This window comes from Ruegeria sp. BJ6 (assembly GCF_056537885.1).
The window spans coordinates 178522-195769 of record NZ_JBQFSG010000007.1 but is presented as its reverse complement, the minus strand read 5'-3'; the positions used below and the strand labels follow the sequence as shown (position 1 = coordinate 195769).

Annotated in this window: 20 protein-coding genes; 12 read left to right on the top strand and 8 right to left on the bottom strand. The window is 59.7% G+C overall.

Going from position 1 to position 17248, the window contains the following annotated elements; translation table 11 throughout:
• Nucleotides 1-20: 20 nt before the first annotated feature.
• The 5 genes from ACR0D6_RS15635 to ACR0D6_RS15615 all read right to left on the bottom strand — a co-directional run bounded on the left by ACR0D6_RS15635 (nucleotide 21) and on the right by ACR0D6_RS15615 (nucleotide 5764).
• On the bottom strand, nucleotides 21-539 hold the full coding sequence (locus tag ACR0D6_RS15635; protein ID WP_480766160.1) for a DUF3035 domain-containing protein: 519 nt from the start codon (nucleotides 537-539) through the stop codon (nucleotides 21-23).
• A gap of 50 nt (nucleotides 540-589) precedes the next feature.
• Complete coding sequence (gene lspA / locus ACR0D6_RS15630; RefSeq protein ID WP_480766159.1) at nucleotides 590-1066, bottom strand: signal peptidase II; 477 nt, start codon at nucleotides 1064-1066, stop codon at nucleotides 590-592.
• Nucleotides 1066-2655 carry a bifunctional phosphoribosylaminoimidazolecarboxamide formyltransferase/IMP cyclohydrolase gene (gene purH / locus ACR0D6_RS15625; protein ID WP_480766158.1) on the bottom strand — a complete coding sequence of 530 codons (1590 nt, stop codon included), beginning with the start codon at nucleotides 2653-2655 and terminating at the stop codon, nucleotides 1066-1068. Before purH ends, lspA begins: the two co-directional genes overlap by 1 nt.
• Nucleotides 2656-2677: 22 nt before the next feature.
• On the bottom strand, nucleotides 2678-4417 hold the full coding sequence (locus tag ACR0D6_RS15620; RefSeq protein WP_480766157.1) for a heparinase II/III family protein: 1740 nt from the start codon (nucleotides 4415-4417) through the stop codon (nucleotides 2678-2680).
• An 87-nt stretch (nucleotides 4418-4504) separates the two neighbouring features.
• On the bottom strand, nucleotides 4505-5764 hold the full coding sequence (locus ACR0D6_RS15615; protein WP_480766156.1) for an RsmB/NOP family class I SAM-dependent RNA methyltransferase: 1260 nt from the start codon (nucleotides 5762-5764) through the stop codon (nucleotides 4505-4507).
• A gap of 92 nt (nucleotides 5765-5856) precedes the next feature.
• On the opposite strand from ACR0D6_RS15615, the gene ACR0D6_RS15610 reads away from it, so the two are divergent.
• Entirely contained in the window at nucleotides 5857-6039 is a 183-nt protein-coding gene (locus ACR0D6_RS15610) for a DUF1674 domain-containing protein (RefSeq protein WP_170655896.1), read from the top strand.
• Nucleotides 6040-6055: 16 nt separating this feature from the next.
• Here ACR0D6_RS15610 and ACR0D6_RS15605 read toward each other — a convergent pair whose 3' ends face one another.
• Complete coding sequence (locus ACR0D6_RS15605; protein WP_480766155.1) at nucleotides 6056-6916, bottom strand: LysR family transcriptional regulator; 861 nt, start codon at nucleotides 6914-6916, stop codon at nucleotides 6056-6058.
• 99 nt (nucleotides 6917-7015) lie between these two features.
• On the opposite strand from ACR0D6_RS15605, the gene tmpA reads away from it, so the two are divergent.
• Genes tmpA through ACR0D6_RS15590 form a run of 3 tightly spaced genes read left to right on the top strand, consistent with a single transcriptional unit; the run spans nucleotide 7016 to nucleotide 9404 of the window.
• Nucleotides 7016-8152 carry a 2-trimethylaminoethylphosphonate dioxygenase gene (gene tmpA, locus ACR0D6_RS15600; RefSeq protein ID WP_480766154.1) on the top strand — a complete coding sequence of 379 codons (1137 nt, stop codon included), beginning with the start codon at nucleotides 7016-7018 and terminating at the stop codon, nucleotides 8150-8152.
• Nucleotides 8149-8739: a (R)-1-hydroxy-2-trimethylaminoethylphosphonate oxygenase gene (tmpB, locus tag ACR0D6_RS15595; RefSeq protein WP_480766153.1), complete on the top strand. Its 591-nt coding sequence runs from the start codon at nucleotides 8149-8151 to the stop codon at nucleotides 8737-8739. The genes tmpA and tmpB overlap by 4 nt, the downstream gene beginning before the upstream one ends.
• Complete coding sequence (locus tag ACR0D6_RS15590; RefSeq protein ID WP_480766152.1) at nucleotides 8736-9404, top strand: ureidoglycolate lyase; 669 nt, start codon at nucleotides 8736-8738, stop codon at nucleotides 9402-9404. Before tmpB ends, ACR0D6_RS15590 begins: the two co-directional genes overlap by 4 nt.
• Here the strand turns inward: ACR0D6_RS15590 and ACR0D6_RS15585 are convergent.
• Both ACR0D6_RS15585 and dapB read right to left on the bottom strand, forming a co-directional pair.
• On the bottom strand, nucleotides 9391-10074 hold the full coding sequence (locus ACR0D6_RS15585) for a DUF2306 domain-containing protein (RefSeq protein ID WP_480766151.1): 684 nt from the start codon (nucleotides 10072-10074) through the stop codon (nucleotides 9391-9393). The genes ACR0D6_RS15590 and ACR0D6_RS15585 overlap by 14 nt on opposite strands.
• Nucleotides 10075-10112: 38 nt before the next feature.
• Nucleotides 10113-10922, bottom strand: a complete 810-nt coding sequence (gene dapB / locus ACR0D6_RS15580) for a 4-hydroxy-tetrahydrodipicolinate reductase (RefSeq protein WP_480766150.1) — start codon at nucleotides 10920-10922, stop codon at nucleotides 10113-10115.
• A gap of 92 nt (nucleotides 10923-11014) precedes the next feature.
• On the opposite strand from dapB, the gene rbfA reads away from it, so the two are divergent.
• The 8 genes from rbfA (at nucleotide 11015) to ACR0D6_RS15540 (ending at nucleotide 17069) form a co-directional block, all read left to right on the top strand.
• The gene (gene rbfA / locus ACR0D6_RS15575) at nucleotides 11015-11410 is read left to right on the top strand and encodes a 30S ribosome-binding factor RbfA (RefSeq protein WP_170655910.1); all 396 of its coding nucleotides are present in this window, start codon (nucleotides 11015-11017) and stop codon (nucleotides 11408-11410) included.
• Complete coding sequence (locus ACR0D6_RS15570) at nucleotides 11407-12147, top strand: phosphodiester glycosidase family protein (protein ID WP_480766149.1); 741 nt, start codon at nucleotides 11407-11409, stop codon at nucleotides 12145-12147. Before rbfA ends, ACR0D6_RS15570 begins: the two co-directional genes overlap by 4 nt.
• Nucleotides 12148-12238: 91 nt before the next feature.
• Nucleotides 12239-13150, top strand: coding sequence for a tRNA pseudouridine(55) synthase TruB (gene truB / locus ACR0D6_RS15565; protein ID WP_480766148.1), 912 nt, complete (start codon nucleotides 12239-12241; stop codon nucleotides 13148-13150).
• Nucleotides 13151-13272: 122 nt separating this feature from the next.
• A complete protein-coding gene (locus ACR0D6_RS15560) occupies nucleotides 13273-13839 on the top strand; it encodes a hypothetical protein (RefSeq protein ID WP_480766147.1) in 567 nt (188 codons plus the stop codon).
• A gap of 109 nt (nucleotides 13840-13948) precedes the next feature.
• The gene (locus ACR0D6_RS15555) at nucleotides 13949-14455 is read left to right on the top strand and encodes a DUF1643 domain-containing protein (RefSeq protein WP_480766146.1); all 507 of its coding nucleotides are present in this window, start codon (nucleotides 13949-13951) and stop codon (nucleotides 14453-14455) included.
• Nucleotides 14456-14551: 96 nt separating this feature from the next.
• On the top strand, nucleotides 14552-15580 hold the full coding sequence (locus ACR0D6_RS15550) for a calcium-binding protein (RefSeq protein WP_480766145.1): 1029 nt from the start codon (nucleotides 14552-14554) through the stop codon (nucleotides 15578-15580).
• A gap of 143 nt (nucleotides 15581-15723) precedes the next feature.
• On the top strand, nucleotides 15724-15993 hold the full coding sequence (gene rpsO / locus ACR0D6_RS15545; RefSeq protein ID WP_170655922.1) for a 30S ribosomal protein S15: 270 nt from the start codon (nucleotides 15724-15726) through the stop codon (nucleotides 15991-15993).
• 197 nt (nucleotides 15994-16190) lie between these two features.
• Nucleotides 16191-17069, top strand: coding sequence for a hypothetical protein (locus ACR0D6_RS15540; protein ID WP_480766144.1), 879 nt, complete (start codon nucleotides 16191-16193; stop codon nucleotides 17067-17069).
• The last annotated feature ends 179 nt before the right edge of the window (nucleotides 17070-17248 follow it).

Sequence of the window (17248 nt, the reverse complement as noted above, 5' to 3'; positions counted from 1 at the left end):
CGATGACGAAAAGTTAAGGATTATTCACCAAATGGCGGGGCTGACGGTGTGCCAAGCCCCTGCTTGCGCAATGCGTCCGTCTGTTTGTAGGGGTCCAGCGACTGCTTGCGATAAGCCTGTTCGTACCGGTCCACCGGGAACAGACGGATACGCGTGAATCGCGACTGACGCTTGCGGAACTCGGCATCTTCCTGTGCCAGTTCCTGACGGGTGTTTGGCGGAACGCCATAGCGACTGGATGCCGTCACCAAGGCCTGATCCGTTGACGGTACGGCCCGCGCCGGATTCAGCGCCGCAGCGTTTCCGCCCAGGGCAACAACAGCGTCTTCGGTCGGATTGGGATCTGTCAGATTCGCCCCACCCGGGGTCGGAGCCGGAAGAAAGGAATAATCCTTGGGCTCGGTCAACGGCTTCACCGGCAGAACCGCAAATTCATCCGGACCCGCACCCTGAGGCCGGATATCCTTGAGCCCTTTGCTGGAACAGCCCGCAACCGTTACGGCAGCGGTCAGTATGATTGTCGCCAGCGGCATCCGCATGGTCATCTCCTGCCTGTTTCAGGCGCTTTTATCGCATTTCATCCGGCGCGTCACGAGGCCTTTTTGCCGTCAAACAAAACCAGACCGATAGCCCCGGCAAAAATGAATACATCCGCCAGATTGAAGACAAAAGGATTGTTGATACCGCAGCAGGACATGTTCAGAAAATCCAGAACATATCCGTACAACAAACGGTCAATCACATTGCCCAGCGCGCCGCCAATCAAAAGGCCCCCGCACAACAGCATGACTGTCGAACGCGCGCCCCGTCCGAGCCAGACGAGTACAGCCACACAGACCACGACCGAAATACCAATCAGAATCCAGCGCGCAGCGTCACCGTCGCCCTGAAACAGGCCGAAATTGATGCCGCGGTTTTCGCCGTACAAAAACACCAGATACGGCGGCAGTACGTCGATTCCGTTGGGCTTGTCGGCGACGCGCATGACATGCACGACCAGATACTTGCTGATCTGGTCGATCAGAAACGCCGCCATCCCGACCCAGAAGAGAATCCCGTAACGCATCAGTGCCGGAAGTGCCGCATGCCGGTAAAGACCATCGCAAGACCAGCCTCATCCGCCGCCGCTATCACTTCGTCGTCACGCATCGAACCGCCCGGCTGGATCACGCAGGTCGCGCCTGCCTCGGCGGCTTCCATCAGACCGTCAGGAAAGGGGAAGAACGCATCCGAAGCGACGGCCGAGCCGATGGTCAGCGGCTGCGGCAAGCCCAGCGTGTCTGCCATTCGTTCGGCCTTTTTGGCCGCGATCAGGGCCGAATCGACACGACTCATCTGACCCGCTCCGACGCCGACAGTCGCGCCGTCCTTGACATAGACGATGGCGTTGGACTTGACGTGTTTTGCCACTTTCCACGCGAACAGCAGATCGCGCATCTGCTCGTCGGTTGGTGCCTTTTTGGTGACGACCTTCAGATCATCCATGCCAACAAAGCCGTTATCCTTGTCCTGCACCAGCAGGCCACCTGCCACCTGACGCACGGTTTTGCCGCCTGCGGTCACGTCGGGCAGGCCCTCGGTCGTTAACAGGCGCAGGTTTTTCTTGGCCGCAAAGATCGCCTTGGCCTCATCGGACGCACCGGGCGCGATCACCACCTCGGTGAAGATGCCGGTGATCTCCTGCGCGGTTTCCGCGTCCAAAGGCTGGTTCAGCGCAACGATGCCGCCAAAAGCCGACGTGCGGTCACAGTCGAACGCGGCTTTGTATGCCTCAAGCAGAGTCGCGCCTTTGGCCACGCCACAGGGGTTGGCGTGTTTGATGATCGCACAGGCAGCACCGTCGGCGGGGTCGAACTCGGCCACCAGTTCAAAGGCCGCGTCGGTGTCGTTGATGTTGTTGTAGCTCAGTTCCTTGCCCTGATGCTGAATGGCGGTCGCAACACCGGGGCGACCCGTGCCATCGGTGTAGAACGCCGCCGCCTGGTGGCTATTCTCACCATAGCGCAGGGTTTGCTTCAGCTCACCCCCAAAGGCACGACGGCGCGGAGCCTCGGCGGCCAGCGCATCGGCCATCCAGTTCGAAACAGCTGCGTCGTAAGCGGCAGTGCGGGCATAGGCCGTCTGCGCCAGACTTTGACGGAACGCATAAGAGGTCTGGCCATCATTGGCCGCCAGTTCAGCCAGCAGCGCGTCGTAGTCCTGAACATCGACCACCACATTAACAAAAGCGTGGTTCTTCGAAGCCGCGCGGATCATCGCAGGTCCGCCGATATCAATGTTCTCAATGCAGGTGTCGTAATCGGCCCCTTTGGCCACGGTCGCCTCAAACGGATAGAGGTTTACCACCAGCAGATCGATCGCGCCGATGCCGTGCTCATTCATCGCCGCCACATGAGTGTCGTTATCCCGCAGCGCCAACAGGCCACCATGCACCATCGGGTGCAGCGTCTTGACCCGGCCATCCATCATTTCAGGAAAGCCGGTGACCTCGCTAACATCCTTCACCGCAAGCCCCGCTTCGCGCAGCGCCTTGGCCGTGCCGCCGGTCGACAGCAGCTCGACCCCGCGCTCGGCCAGCGCCTTGCCTAGCTCGATCAGCCCGGTCTTGTCGGAAACGGAAAGCAACGCGCGGCGCACGGGGTGAAGATCGGTCATGGGTCCAAAGGTCCTTTTGGCGTCAGTCAAACTCGGGCTCGTCCCGGTGCAGGTCGCGCACGGCATAGGCTGTATCCTGTGCCTTGCTCAACGTCCACCGGATGCGCGTCGCATACTCCATTGCGCGACCAGATAGAACGATCTGTTTTGTCGCGCGTGGCTTTAATCGCCCGTTTTCGAGATAAACACTTGGCGCCAGAGACAATTTACCGCCGTTTTCATGCCGGAAAACCCAGATTTCTCCGCTTTTGAGCGCCATGGAAACGGCTGCACCGCCCAGATCCACCGCCGCGTCGACATCCGGATGAAGGTGCAATCTGATGTCGAAACCGATGCCATTCAGTCCCGAACTGTCCATGGCCTGATCAAACCGGCGCCTTGCCTTGTCGCTTAGCGCCAGCAGGATATCCTCGCCCGACAGTTCCCGCCCATCAAATCGCAACTGGAGAACACGCGCATGTGTCAAGCCAAAAACCTTGACATAGCCATCGTGGCCGCCCTGCAGTTGTACCCCTTCAAAACCCTCTTCAACTTCAACCGGAACGTCGTGCGGCGCGTCAATCAGCGCCTCATGGGCCGTCCCCCTCAGCGGCTCTGACAGGCGCGCGCTAGAGTAACCATCGAGACACAAGGTGGAATGCGAGGGTGTGGCCCGTCCGGCCCGACGCCAATCCAGACCAAAACTGGACCCCGATCCGCAACTGACGATCAAAGGACGCCGCCCAGATGTCAGTTCGAACGCCAGTGTGGACGCGTGTCCGTTATACGATGCGGCACCGTTGGGCGGCGCACTGGCATCAACAATGACGCTGGTGCGCCCAGCGGCCAAACGGGCATAGCCCATCGACAGCCCGACAGGATGCTGCGGCTTTACACCGCTCTGCGCCAGGGCCTGATCCAGCCGCCCGTCGACACCCCGGCCGCCACCATGAAATCGCGCCAGCGCCCCGTCAGCATGGCGCAGGCTGCGCAAGGTGGGCGCGATCCGCTTGATTGCCTGCGTCTGCGCTGCCGGTGTACCCCGCCCGACCTCATGCAGGGCCGCAGCCGTCCAAGTGAGCAGGGTGAAAACCTCCAGCAGTTCCTCGGGATTGCGGGTTGGAATGCCGCCTTGTTCGTCGATCTGGCGATCACATTCACCGGCCATCGCCCGCAAGGCCGGGTCGGCCATGTGTTCCAATCCTTCCAATGCCAAACCGGCGTAGATCAGACCGGCCAAAGCCTCGAATCGCGGCAACCCCGGTGTGGTCGCCTGCCAGCGTTTGGACAGAAACCAAGTTTGTTGTGAAAGCGAGCGAAAGAACAAGCGGCTCTGATCCTCGCTGGCCCCGCGCAACAGAAAGACCGCGTGATTGATCCAGCGGATGACCCGGCGCCCAGTCAGATTTGGAACCCAGCCCGGGCCTTGTCCGCGGCCGTGCTCTTCGATCCAGCCCCAGACCCAGCGTTGCGCCTTTTCCCGCGCGCGTGCATCCCCTACTGCGGCCAGATCATCGAGCCATGCAAAACCATGCCGTTCCTCGTCAAAGGCAGCTGTAGGGGCCGCAACGTCCCACAACCCGGTGTCCTGCGCTTCGACGAGATACCCGGCAAAAAGCAAATTGCCCGCCACCAGCTGCCGCCCCCGCGCAAACGATCCGACAGTGCGCGGCTCGGGCTGACCGACAAAGCCCTTAACCCCTTTTTGCCTTTGGCTGAGGCGCGCATAGAGACGGTTCTGAAACCGCATCCATCGTCTGACCATGGTTTCCGGATTCGACATGGTTCCCGTTACTCTGCCTCACACGCTCTGGGGCGTTTGAGGCAACGATAGCCGGGGAATTTCGTCGAGTCACCGAAAAGCGTCAACTCAGACCGATTTGCGCAGGCAGGCGACATAAAACCCGTCCATCCCACCGGCCTCGGGCCAATAGTCAGGGCGCAGACGCAGGCCGCCTTCCTCGGTGACCCAGCTGCCCTCAATGCCCGGCAGGTGCAGCGCCGCGCGGTCGATGGTCATATCCGGGTGTTCCGCCAACGCTTCCTCTACCTGCACTTCGCCCTCATCGGGCAAAAGCGAACAGGTGCAATAAACCAGACGCCCGCCCGGCTTCAGCAAGGTCCAAGCATGCCGCAGCATGTGTGCCTGCAGCTCGATCAGACCACCGAATTCGGACCCGTCCTTGGCATGCGGCAAATCCGGGTGCCTGCGGATCGTACCCGTGGCGGAACAGGGCGCATCCAGAAGTATGGCGTCATACTGGCCGGAATGTTCCAGCGCATCCCCAACAAGGATACTGGCCTGCAGGCCAGTGCGCGCCAGATTTTCGCGCACTCTTTTCATCCGCGCCTCGGAAACGTCCAGCGCTGTCACTTCTGCCCCGGCGGCGGCAAGCTGCATCGTTTTTCCACCCGGCGCGGCGCACAGATCCAGCACGTTTTCCCCGGACTGGGGGGCCAGTACCCGCACCGGCAACGCCGCCGCTGCATCCTGTACCCACCATTCACCCGCAGCGAAGCCCGGCAGGGCAGACACCTGCCCGGCGTCCCGCAGCCGTACTGAACCGGTCGGCAACTCCTCACCACCCGGACCTGTAACACCGGGTTTGAGCGTCACGTCCAGTGGCGCGCCGTCGAAATGCGCTCGCTCCATTTCCTTTACCGCGTCCTGACCCCAGGCCTCGATCAAAGGCTCACGCAGCCAATCCGGCAAGCGGGGCACACGCATTTTGGGCCACGCATCCGGCCCATCCGCTGCCACTTTGCGCAATAACGCGTTCACCAGCCCCTTGAGGCGCCCATGCTTGCGCGACCGCCCGACGATCTCGACCATGGAGTTGACCACACCATGCGCCGCTTCTCCCTGACACAGTTCGACCGTACCCAGCCTAAGAGTATTGAGAACCGTCAAATCGGGGGTTTTCCGCAGATGCCCTTCAAGCAGGCGATCAGCGCGTTCCAGCCCTCGCAAGGTTTCCAGCGTCAACCGCTGCGCCCGCGCGCGGTCTTCATGGCCCAGACGATCCAGAGCGCCCGCTGCAAGGCATTCGGACAACAATCGCCCCTCGCCCAGAATCTGATCCAAAAGATAAATTGCGCTGCGCCGTGCCGTTGTTGCACCGTCCGACATGTTCCCGCCTTTTTGACTGTGACCTGCGCCCGCATTGCCTTGGGCCGACGCGGGCGTATATCAAGGGCGTGCACGGAAAGGAACCCAATGCCATGAGCGACAAGCAACAAGACCTGCCCCCTGCTGCACAACGCGCGCTTGCCGAAGCAGAGGAGCGCCGCAAGAAAGCCGATGCAGCGGCCAAGACGGCACCCAAAGAACTTGGCGGTCGCGACGGACCGGACCCTGCCCGATATGGCGATTGGGAAAAGAAGGGGATCGCGATCGATTTCTGATCCCCGCTTCGGGGGCTCAGCCTTTGGCCCGAAGGGTTTCGGCAAAGTCCCAGATCAGCGCTTTTTGTTTCTTCGAACGGGCGCGCTCTTCCGGCCATGTCAACCAGTACCCGTCTTTGGTTTCCAGTTCGGGCAGGTCCAGCCGCAACAGCACACCCGACGCCAAATGGCTGCGCGCCAACGGGGCTGACCCCAGTACCGCACCCAATCCCTGCTGCGCCGCCGTCAGCGCATGTTCCATCGAATCCACACTCAGCCGCGCAGCAGGAGGTTCGGGTAACCCGGCATTCCGGGACCAGTCCCTCCACCCCGGCCTTTCGCCGCGCAACTCGATGACACCATCATCCAGTCTCACGCCCGGAGCGACCATGGGCACCAGCACTTCGGGCGCAATCAGAGTGGCCTCGCGTCCCAGCCAATTGCCACGCCCGTACCGGATCTGCAGCCATGTCCGCTCTTCATCCAGCGTTGAACGGCGCGCCACCGAGTCGGTCACCAGCCTGACCTTGGGCCGCTTTTCGTGAAAGGCCGCGACGCACGGCAGAACCAATGCGTGCACATGCGAACTCAGTGCAGCTACCCTTAGCTCGCGTGGCGATTTACCAAACAGGTCTTCAGTGTTTTGTTCCAGTGCAGACAGGCTGTCCTGCACCATCGGCAAATAGCTTTCGCCCTCGACTGTCAGCGTCACGCCGCGCGCCTCGCGCACGAACAGGGAACGGCCAAGCCATGCCTCAAGGTTGCCGATCCGCTGGCTGACAGCGGCCTGCGTCAGCCCGAACTCGCGCGCCGCGGCGGAAAAGCCACCCAGCCTGCCGGCGGCCTCGAACACCCGCAGCCAGTCAAGCGGCGGCAACCCGACCTTTTTCTTAGCCATTAGAATTTCCAACTCTCAGGCGGAATAAGGATTAATTGTCGTAATGCCATGTCGGTTATATTTCCACAAGCACAGCCCGCGCCGAACAGGAGACCCCCAATGCTGCGCTCTGCCACCCACGACGGTTCTGTCGTCACTGTTGAATTCACCGACAACACCCGCGCCCGTTTTCACGCCATCTGGCTGCGCGACAATGCGCTTGACCCCGAAACCCGCGCAGCGGGCAATGGTCAGCGCCTGATCACGATTGGCGACATTCCTGCCGATATCTCGGTCGCTGCGGCTGAGATCGTGAACGGCGATCTGTCCGTTACCTTCGCACCCGAAGGCAAAACCGTTACCTTCCCTGCCGCCTGGCTGTCGGATCACAACTACGACCGCAATCAATCTGAAGAATTCGGCCGGATAGCGCCTGGCATTACCACCTGGTCGCGCGGCATCGAAGCACCCAGCGCCGACTGGACCGAAGTTCACCAGAACCCCTCAGCCAAACGCGGCTGGCTGGCGGCAGTGGCCGAGTACGGCTTTGCCAAACTGACAAATGGTCCGACCGAGCCGGAATCGCTGCTGAAAGTGGCCGATCTGTTCGGCTATGTGCGCGAGACCAATTATGGCCCCTATTTCGAGGTCCGGACCGAGGTGAACCCGACCAACCTCGCCTACACCGGCCTTGGCCTGCAGGCCCATACCGACAATCCATATCGTGACCCGGTGCCAACGCTGCAGATCCTCTACTGCCTTGAGAACAGCGCTGAAGGCGGTGATTCAATTGTTGTCGACGGCTTCCGTGCCGCCGAAAAGCTGCGTGACCAAAACCCCGAAGGTTTTGCACTTCTGGCAGGCTATCCGGCCCGCTTCGAATACAAAGGTTCGGACGGGGTCTGCCTGCGCTCGCGCCGCCCAATGATCGAGCTGTCGCCGGATGGAGAACTGGTCGGCATCCGCTTTAACAACCGCTCGTCGGCCCCATTCGTGGACATCCCCTTTGACCAGATGGAGGCCTACTACGCCGCCTATCGGCAACTGGGCGAAATCATCGACGATCCGGACATGGGCGTGTCGTTCAAGCTGGAACCGGGTGAAAGCTTTATCGTCGACAACACCCGCGTATTGCACGCGCGTCTGGGCTATTCCGGCGCAGGCTCACGCTGGCTGCAGGGCTGCTACGCCGACAAGGACGGGCTGCTGTCGACGCTGGCCGCGATGGAGATGGCACAGCCGGAGGCAGCAGAATGAAACCGGATTTCTCGACCCTGAACCGCGACAACATCGTGGCCTTCATCGGTGACATTTTCGACCGCCGAGGTGGAGAAGAATATCTGGGCGAACCCGTAACCATGGCCGAACACATGCTGCAAGGCGCCACAATCGCCGAACAGAACGGCCAGCCCGAGGAAATCATCGTCGGCGCGTTGCTGCACGATATCGGCCATTTCACATCCGAGTTCGGCACCTATCACCCCGACGACACCGAAGACCGTCATCACGAGGACGCGGGCGCCGAAGTGTTGGAACAGTTCTTCCCTTCGGTCATCACCGACTGCTGCCGCTATCACGTGGCCGCCAAGCGGTATCTCTGCGCCACCAAGCCCGAATACTTCAATCGTCTGTCTACGGCTTCGATCCATACACTGGAACTGCAAGGCGGTCCGATGAATGCCGACGAGGTCGCCGAATTCGAAGCCAATCCAAACCTGAAAGAGATCATTCAGGTGCGCTATCTGGACGAGGCTGGCAAACGCGCAGACATGGAAACACCCGATTTCGCGCATTTCGCACCGATGGTGCAACGCATGGTCGACAGACATCTGGGTGCAGCATGAACGCACCGGAGTATATTTTCGAGGCCAGTTCGAAACCCTCGCTGCCCTGGCATGAGGTTCCCCTGATCCGGGCAACGGACACATCGGTCAAGGGCTATGGCTGTCTGGTCGATGACCCCGAGGGGTTCGAGATCGAAATCGCCCGCTGGCCGCAGCAGGGCTGGCGGCCAATCGACGAGGGCACCGGCGACGAAGGCGGCTGGGTCGAAGGCACGTTCAAATGCGACTGGAAGGGCGATGTGCTCTATGGCGAGAACGAAGCGGTCAAAGGCCATTATGTCCTCGGCTGGTCTGCTGATCCTCAGCAGGCACAAACGGACCGGCAAACCGCGCCGCGCGATCAGGTGCTGTTGTGGCACATGAACTATCACCCGGATGGCGGGCAGATGTTCTGGCCGCTGGACAACAAACCCTTCATCGTGCCCGCCGCTCTGCCTGGCGACAACCTGACCCCTGAAAAGGTGGTGGCGTTCTGGTGCGACGGCTCACGCGGCCTCTATATCCATCCCGGCATCTGGCACGAGGGGATTTTCCCGGTCGAGGACAACCAGCGTTTTCTGGATCGTCAGGGCCGGGTCCACGCGCGGGTCAGCGCCGATATCGGCAAAGAGTTCGGCGTTTATCTGTCCTGCCCGCTACGCGCGGATAAGGTCAGGGATTTGTGACCAACGCCCCCTGATGACCCGGGCGCTTGCGCGCAATCCAGATCTGCACGGCTAGCAGATAAGGCACAAAGAACGCGAAATTCTGCACCAGATCAAAAGGGCCCGAGAAATCGGGCTCTGACCCCACCCCTCCGGTCAGCAGATACCAAAGCGTGTAGTGGACACGGTAAAGCCACGACCCCAACGCCAACCAGAACAGCCGCAATCCCCAAGCCCAATGGCCTTCGCGGTCGCCAGTCAAAGCCTTCCGCGCCAGCATCAGTGCCGCAGTAAACAGGCACAGCCCATAAATGAAAAAACCCACGGACATCACTGGTCCGCCTATCGTTCCACGCAGGGGTATATAAATCATCCCGGCCAGACCGGTGACCAGCGCCAGTGTGATCAACACCGTACCCAGCGCGCGGTGAAAGCGGTTGAAACTCTGCCGAAGCCCTCTGATTAACTGCAGCGGCACCAATGCCACCAGAACCGTTCCGGTCAAGATATGTAGCAGCATGGCTGCGTTACCGATTCTTTGACCATCCACAAACAAATAACTTTGTTTGGCCGCATCATCAGACAGCTCAGTGCCGATCATTCCAAACCCGTGCACAACAAAAGGCAGCAGTGTCAGATAAAACACTGACAGCAATACTCCGGTTGCCACGCGAGATTTCAGGGTTCGCATTCCCGAACTGTAGCGTCGACTGGCGGGTCGTCTATGGCTTAAAGGCCCAGCACATCCACCATGTCATACTGGCCGGGGGCCTTGCCCTGCCCCCACAGTGCCGCCTTCAGCGCGCCGCGGGCAAAGATGGCACGGTCCGAGGCCAGATGGCGCAGTACGATACGTTCTCCGGGGGCGGCGAACAGCACGTCATGTTCGCCGACGATGTCGCCTCCGCGAATGGCGTGGAACCCGATGTCCCCACGCCTGCGTGCGCCGGTAATGCCGTCACGGCCCCGATCAGACACATCGTCCAGCTTGACCCCTCGGCCTTCGGCAGCAGCTTCGCCCAACATCAGCGCGGTGCCCGAGGGCGCATCTACCTTGTGATGGTGGTGCCCCTCGATGATCTCGATATCGAAATCCTCGTCCAATGCGGCCGCGACCTTTTTGGTCAGTTGCACCAGCAGGTTTACGCCAAGGCTCATGTTGCCCGCCCGCACAATGACGGCATGGCGTGATGCCGGCTCCAAAGCCGCTATCTGCTCATCCGTCATACCTGTGGTGCCGATCACATGCACACAGCGCGCCTGCGCAGCCAGCGCCGCGAATTCCAGCGTTGCCTCGGGCGCGGTGAAATCAATGACAGCCTGCGCCTGAGCGAATGCCTCCAGCGGATCGTCGGTCACGGTCACACCCAATGCCTGACCACCCATCGCTTCGCCTACGTCCTGTCCGATCCAGTCATGACCCTTGCGTTCGACCACGCCGACCAGACGCGCCTGATCGCTATCCGTGACGGTCTTGATCAGCATCTGCCCCATACGGCCCGAAGCCCCTGTGATGACGATCCCCGGAATATGGGTCATTGCGCTGGTCCTTTTGTTGAATTCGGCTCAAAGCCTCCTACCCCGTTCGCGCCCGCTTGGCAAAGCCCTGCTTTGCGCTTAGATCGGGGGTTATGGCTAAGAACAAATTCCACGATGGCCCCGGCCCTTCCCAAAGACAACTCCGCGTCGGCGAACTGATCCGCCGCACCCTGTCCGAGGTTCTGGCGCGCGGCGATGTGCACGACCCCGACCTGAACCGTATGTCGATCACCGTGGGTGAGGTACGCACCTCTCCTGACCTCAAGATCGCCACTGCCTATGTGCTGCCGCTTGGCGGCAAAGGGCAGGAAAACGTGATCGAACTGCTCGCCCGCAACAAAAGCGAGTTGCGGCGTATGGTGGGCAAGAAAGTCGGCCTGAAATTCTCGCCCGATCTGCGGTTCCGTCTGGATGACACGTTTGACCGGTTGGACGACACCCGCCGCATGTTCGAACAGGACGCGGTGCGCCGCGATCTGGACGAGTGATCCGCACGGCTCTGACGCTGTGCGCGGTCCTGTGGGCGGCGCAAGCCTCTGCGGTCACATGTAAAAAACTGGCCCATGAGGACAAGCGGTATACCATCTGCGAGGTGGATGCCGCCAACGAAGACCTGCGTCTGTTTCTGAACGACAACAATGGCGAGGTTTTGGGTTACTTCTCTTCCGTAAACAACGCGCTGAACCCGGACGGAGAACGGCTGGCCTTTGCCATGAACGCCGGGATGTATCACGACGACCGCTCGCCCGTTGGTCACTATGTCGAAGACGGGCAGGAGATTATGCGCGTGATCCCCAATGCAGGGCCGGGTAATTTTGGTCTGCTGCCCAATGGGGTGTTCTGCATCCGCGACGGACGCGCAGATGTGTTTGAAACGCTGACATTCGTCGAAGATGCCCCCGAATGCCGCTTTGCCACGCAGTCAGGCCCGATGCTGGTGATCGATGGCGAATTGCACCCGCGCTTTCTGGTCGATTCGACCTCGCGCTATGTGCGCAACGGAGTGGGCACCAGCAAGGACGGCGCAAGAGCGGTCTTTGCAATATCCGATGACTACGTGACATTTCATGAATTCGGCAGCCTGTTCCGGGACGTTCTGAAAACCCCGAATGCCCTGTTTTTCGACGGCAATATCTCTCGCCTCTACGCCCCGTCTCTGAACCGGGCTGACGTTGGCTTTACCTCTCTGGGTCCCATCGTCGGCGTCGTCGAAAGCCTGGAATAAGCCGCACTGATCTGCATTCGGCATTCTGTTAGTTTGACAGCGCCCGACCGATCCGTTAGGTCGCGCGCCTCGATAAAATTCAAGGTGAAATATGGGACGCAAACGCAAGGGTCGCGACATTTCCGGCTGGCTGGTTGTGGACAAGCCCGCGGGCCTGACTTCGACCGCCGTTGTGAACAAGGTCCGCTGGGCCATGGACGCCAAAAAGGCCGGGCATGCAGGCACGCTGGACCCTGAGGCGACCGGCGTACTGGCCGTCGCCCTTGGCGAGGCAACCAAGACCGTTCCCTACATCACCGATGCGCTCAAGGCGTATACCTTCACCGTGCGCCTTGGTCAGGCCACCAACACCGACGACGCCGAAGGCGAGGTGATCGCCAGCAGTGACGCACGCCCGACCGACGATCAGATCAAAGAGGCCTTGCTGCCTTTCGTGGGTGAGATCATGCAGGTCCCTCCGAAATTCTCGGCCGTCAAGATCGATGGTCAGCGCGCCTATAAGCTGGCCCGCGATGGTGAGGATGTCGAAATCGCCGCGCGTCCGCTCTGGGTCGAGGAACTGGTTCTGGTCGACCGACCCGATCCGGATCATGTCATGCTTGAGATGACGTGCGGCAAGGGCGGGTATGTCCGTTCGATTGCGCGTGATCTGGGCGCGGCGCTGGGATGTCATGGCCATGTAAAGGAGCTCCGCCGCATCTGGTCCGGACCTTTCGAGGCCGAAAACGGCCTGAGCATCGAGCAGATCGACGAAATGGCCAAGACCACAGCGCTGGACGAATACCTGCACCCGCTGGAGGCCGGTCTGGCCGATCTGCCTGAGGTGAAATGCACGCCCGAAGGCGCCACCCGCCTGCGCAACGGCAATCCGGGCATGGTTCTGACCTCGGATGTGGAGTATGGCGACGAAGCTTGGGCCTCTCTGGATGGCCAGGCTGTGGCCGTGGGCGTCTATAAATCCGGCGAATTGCATCCCAGCCGGGTGTTCGTGCAAAGCTCTTGACCGACGACGGGCCCACAATTCAAACCCAGTGTATCAACAGGATGTTGCCGGGGTGAAATTGGACGGACCGCCCGATTTTTGCTATAATAGCATCATTGGTTTAGTTGTCTGGAGGGTTGGTTATGTTTAATTCCTTACGCAGCAAAGCGTTGAAAGCGCTGACCCTCTCAATCACCGCAGGTATCCTTTCGGCGCCAATGGCGAATGCCATAACCGTTAGCTACAATATCACCGTTGGTACCTCGGTCGGCATATTTGAGGCGCCGGATACCGGAGGACTTCTGACCAGTTTCAACATCACCATAGACGGCGTCACATTCGACACACTAGGGACTGGCGTTGGCGCGCCTGTTTACGATGCGGTAAGCAATGACATTCGCGGCAACCCTTCCACGGAAGGGTTCATCACGAACTCTGCAGCTGGGTCAGGTTGTCTGGCGATGGAGTGCATCCTGTCCCTGGAGGATTCCGTTAACCCCGGCGTGCAGCCACCTCTTTACGCGATTTTCCCGTTGGTCGGCGGATTTCCGGGCGGTGTAACCAACTCTGGCGAATATTCGATAACTCTGGCCCCACCGATGAGTCCCGTCCCACTCCCAGCGCCACTTGCGATGCTGGCAAGTGCGCTCGTACTCATAATTATACTAGGATGGCAGAGGCAAAGGCGCCCTGTCACGCAACCGATTTGATTCCGTCAGAACCGGCTCACTTCGCCCAATAAAACGCATGGCGTGCGCCTGTCACAAACTCCAGTCAGTCGTTATGGCCCCATCTGGTGAAGCATGGTAAGCCAGCGGCATGATTACCCGTTCCCACACCAAGGGCGATGCGCCCTCGACCGCCGTTTACTCGGATTGCGAATGCTATCGCTACAGCCTGACCCGGGTCTGGGATCCGGCCGGGCGCAAGGCTCTGTTTGTAATGCTGAATCCCTCGACAGCAACCGAGGTTCAGAACGACCCCACCGTTGAACGCTGTGAACGGCGCGCGCGGACGCTGGGATTTGGCGCATTCCAGGTCACCAATATCTTTGCCTGGCGCGATACCGACCCGCGAAAGATGCGCGCAGCCGCCGATCCCATTGGCCCCGAAAACGATGATGCCATTCTGGCCGGGGTTAATTGGGCCGACCAGATCGTTGCCGCATGGGGCACCCACGGCACCCATCTGGAACGCGGCCCCGCGGTCGAGCAGCTTTTGCGCGGAACAAAACAGCCCCTGTTCCATCTGGGATTAACCAAGGACGGGCATCCAAAACACCCGCTTTACATTGCTTATTCCCAACAGCCTCAGCATTGGGGCTAAAGACCTATCGTTAACCAACAAAGCGGTTCGGCTTTGACCAACCCCTTGATTCACAGGATATTCTGACCTCACGCACTACTTTGGCAGAGGTGTCCCATGTTTCTGATCGGGTTGCTCAGCATGGCAGCAGTCGGCGGCGCAGCCTATGCGTTGGGCGACGTGTTTTCCGATGAGGAAGACGATCCAGACGTAATTGACGACGGCATCACCGAAGGCAACTACTCCGAAGGAACTTTCATCGAGATCGGAGAGGACGTTGATGAACCGTCCGAGGCATCCGATGATAAATCTGTTGACGGGTTGATAAGTGACTACGACGGCAATCTGGTCATTGCCGGTGAGGGTGGTGACGACACTCTTGCCGGGCAGGATGGCAACGATCAGATCAACGGATATGGCGGCGATGACACGGTTGTTGGCAACGGCGGGAATGACGTTCTGCTGGGCGGGGCAGGTGATGACATCCTGAAGGGCGGGGACGGCAAAGATATCCTGCATGGTGAGGACGGCGAGGACCAGCTTTTCGGTGATGGCGAAGACGACAGGTTGTTCGGTCATTTCGGTAACGACCAGTTGAACGGCGGCGATGGCGATGATGAACTGGTGGGCGGTCAGGGCGACGACATTCTGGTCGGAGAACAAGGTCAGGATTCACTTCTAGGCGGGGATGGCGACGACATTCTGGATGGCGGCACGGGGACTGACACCCTGTTCGGCGGCAGCGGCGATGATGTTCTGTCCGGTCAGGACGCTGACGAGGAAGGACAAGTCACGGACTTCCTCAATGGCGGTGAGGGGGATGACGTGATCATCGCCGGAGGGGGCGATGTCGTGACCGGAGGGTCCGGCGCAGACGAAATTATCCTGGGCGAAAATGCTGCTGAAAGTGAGGTCACCGTGATGGACTTCACACCGGGCGAGGACAAGTTGCTCGTGACCTGGGAAGACGCAGAGAACCCCGATCCGGACATCGAAATCCAGCCCGACGCACAAAACAGCGACCTTATGCGCGTGCTGGTCGACGGTCAGGAAGTGGCGCATCTGTTTGGTGCGGACGGCCTGTCGGCGGACGACATCGAACTGGTGCGCGAAACCGAACTGCCAACTTTGGGCCTAAGCGGATAAATCCGCAGATTCCCTTTGCAACTTAACAAAATTGCGCCTATACGCGCCCATCCGTATCGGATTCGGTGCGGTTATCTCCATGGGCCTGTGCTGGACGACATCCCGGCCTGCGCCATTCACTCTAACCCTTAAAGGAGACCCCGATGTCGATTACTGCTGACGAAAAAGCACGCGTGATGAAAGAATTCGCAACCAAGGACGGCGACACCGGTTCGCCAGAAGTTCAGGTTGCGATCCTGACCTCGCGCATCAACACCCTGACCGAGCACTTCAAAACCCACAAAAAAGACAACCACGGTCGTCGTGGTCTGTTGAAGATGGTTGCTCAGCGCCGCAAGCTGCTGGACTATCTCAAGGGCAAAGAAGAGGCCCGTTATCAGGACCTGATCAAAAAGCTGGGTATCCGCCGCTAAGCGCGTTTCTTCCGGTTTGTACTAGACAATAGACCGGGATCTTCCGGTTTGTACGCCCGCCATTCGGCGGGCGTTACCATTTTGGCCACCCGAATAGCGGAACCTCGGCGGGGGTCCGCACCCGAACTAGTTGACACTGCCATTTAGTTGAGGCGTGACTGCCCGCACAACCAAAGGTTACAACAGGGCTCTTTTCCGTGACACTCATCCTTAGCTCTTTCATCCTGTCGCTGAGCGTCTTTCTACGCATGATCGGCCCTGTCATCGTCATAGGCATCGCTTCTTCGATCATTTGGTCCGTGCTGAACATTCCAACGGCGGGCTACGCAAGCTACCTGAGTGAACCGATCACCGCGACCTTTGTCGGCCTGTACGGCATTCGCACGGCTCTTGAGCTCAAAGGCGACCTGCGCCGCCCCGACTTCAGAATACTGATCCTGAAATCGGTTCTTTATGGTGTTTTCTTTTTCGTCGTTATGGGCGTTTTAATCTGGTTTGCCAACGCTGTGGCTGTTCTGTTTGCCATGTGGCAGGTTGGTGAACCCCTTTCAGCTGATGCGTTCACGGGCGCCTCGCAATCAACTCAGGGGGCTGTTGCCTTGCTGGCGGTCGGCAGCAAAACAATCATCGTCATTGTGGCCTTGGCAGTTGCCAACACCGTAATGGCCGTACCGTTGGCAAGCGCCGCCCGCGAAGCCAGCTACAGTGCAGCCAGCATGGGTTTCTTTTATGGCATAGGCCGCAGATTTCTTCCCTTGTTCTGCATCTTCTTCGTGTCCTTCTTTCTTCAAATCTACTTTGAGCTTTTCACCTTTCTTTTCGCGCTTGTCCCGGTACTCCTGTCCATTTTTTCCATCATTCTTGCGCAATCTCTTCCGGAATTTGATCCGAATACCATACTGATGGGCATTGCCGCCCTGGCCGGGCTGTTATGGTTGAATTCCTGGGTCTGGTCGGCCTCGGCATTGGCGCTGATAGGGTTCGATGGCGGGCACACCACCAGGCAGTCCCCAACGCCAACCGAAAGTGCTGTTTCGACGTCCGATATCCGGGCATTGCGCAAGTCTCGGGAATAGGCCGTGAACAGGTGCATGCCGCTCGCAGCAGGCACTCAACAATGGGGTCAGGCGCTGCTGTCAGACCTCTTTCAATCCGGTTCATTCTCATGTATTGGCCACCCATCTGAGACGTTGTGCCATGGCCCCGGCACTCGAACGGAAGATAAATGGGGTCGGCGGCAATGGGGCCGCCATGC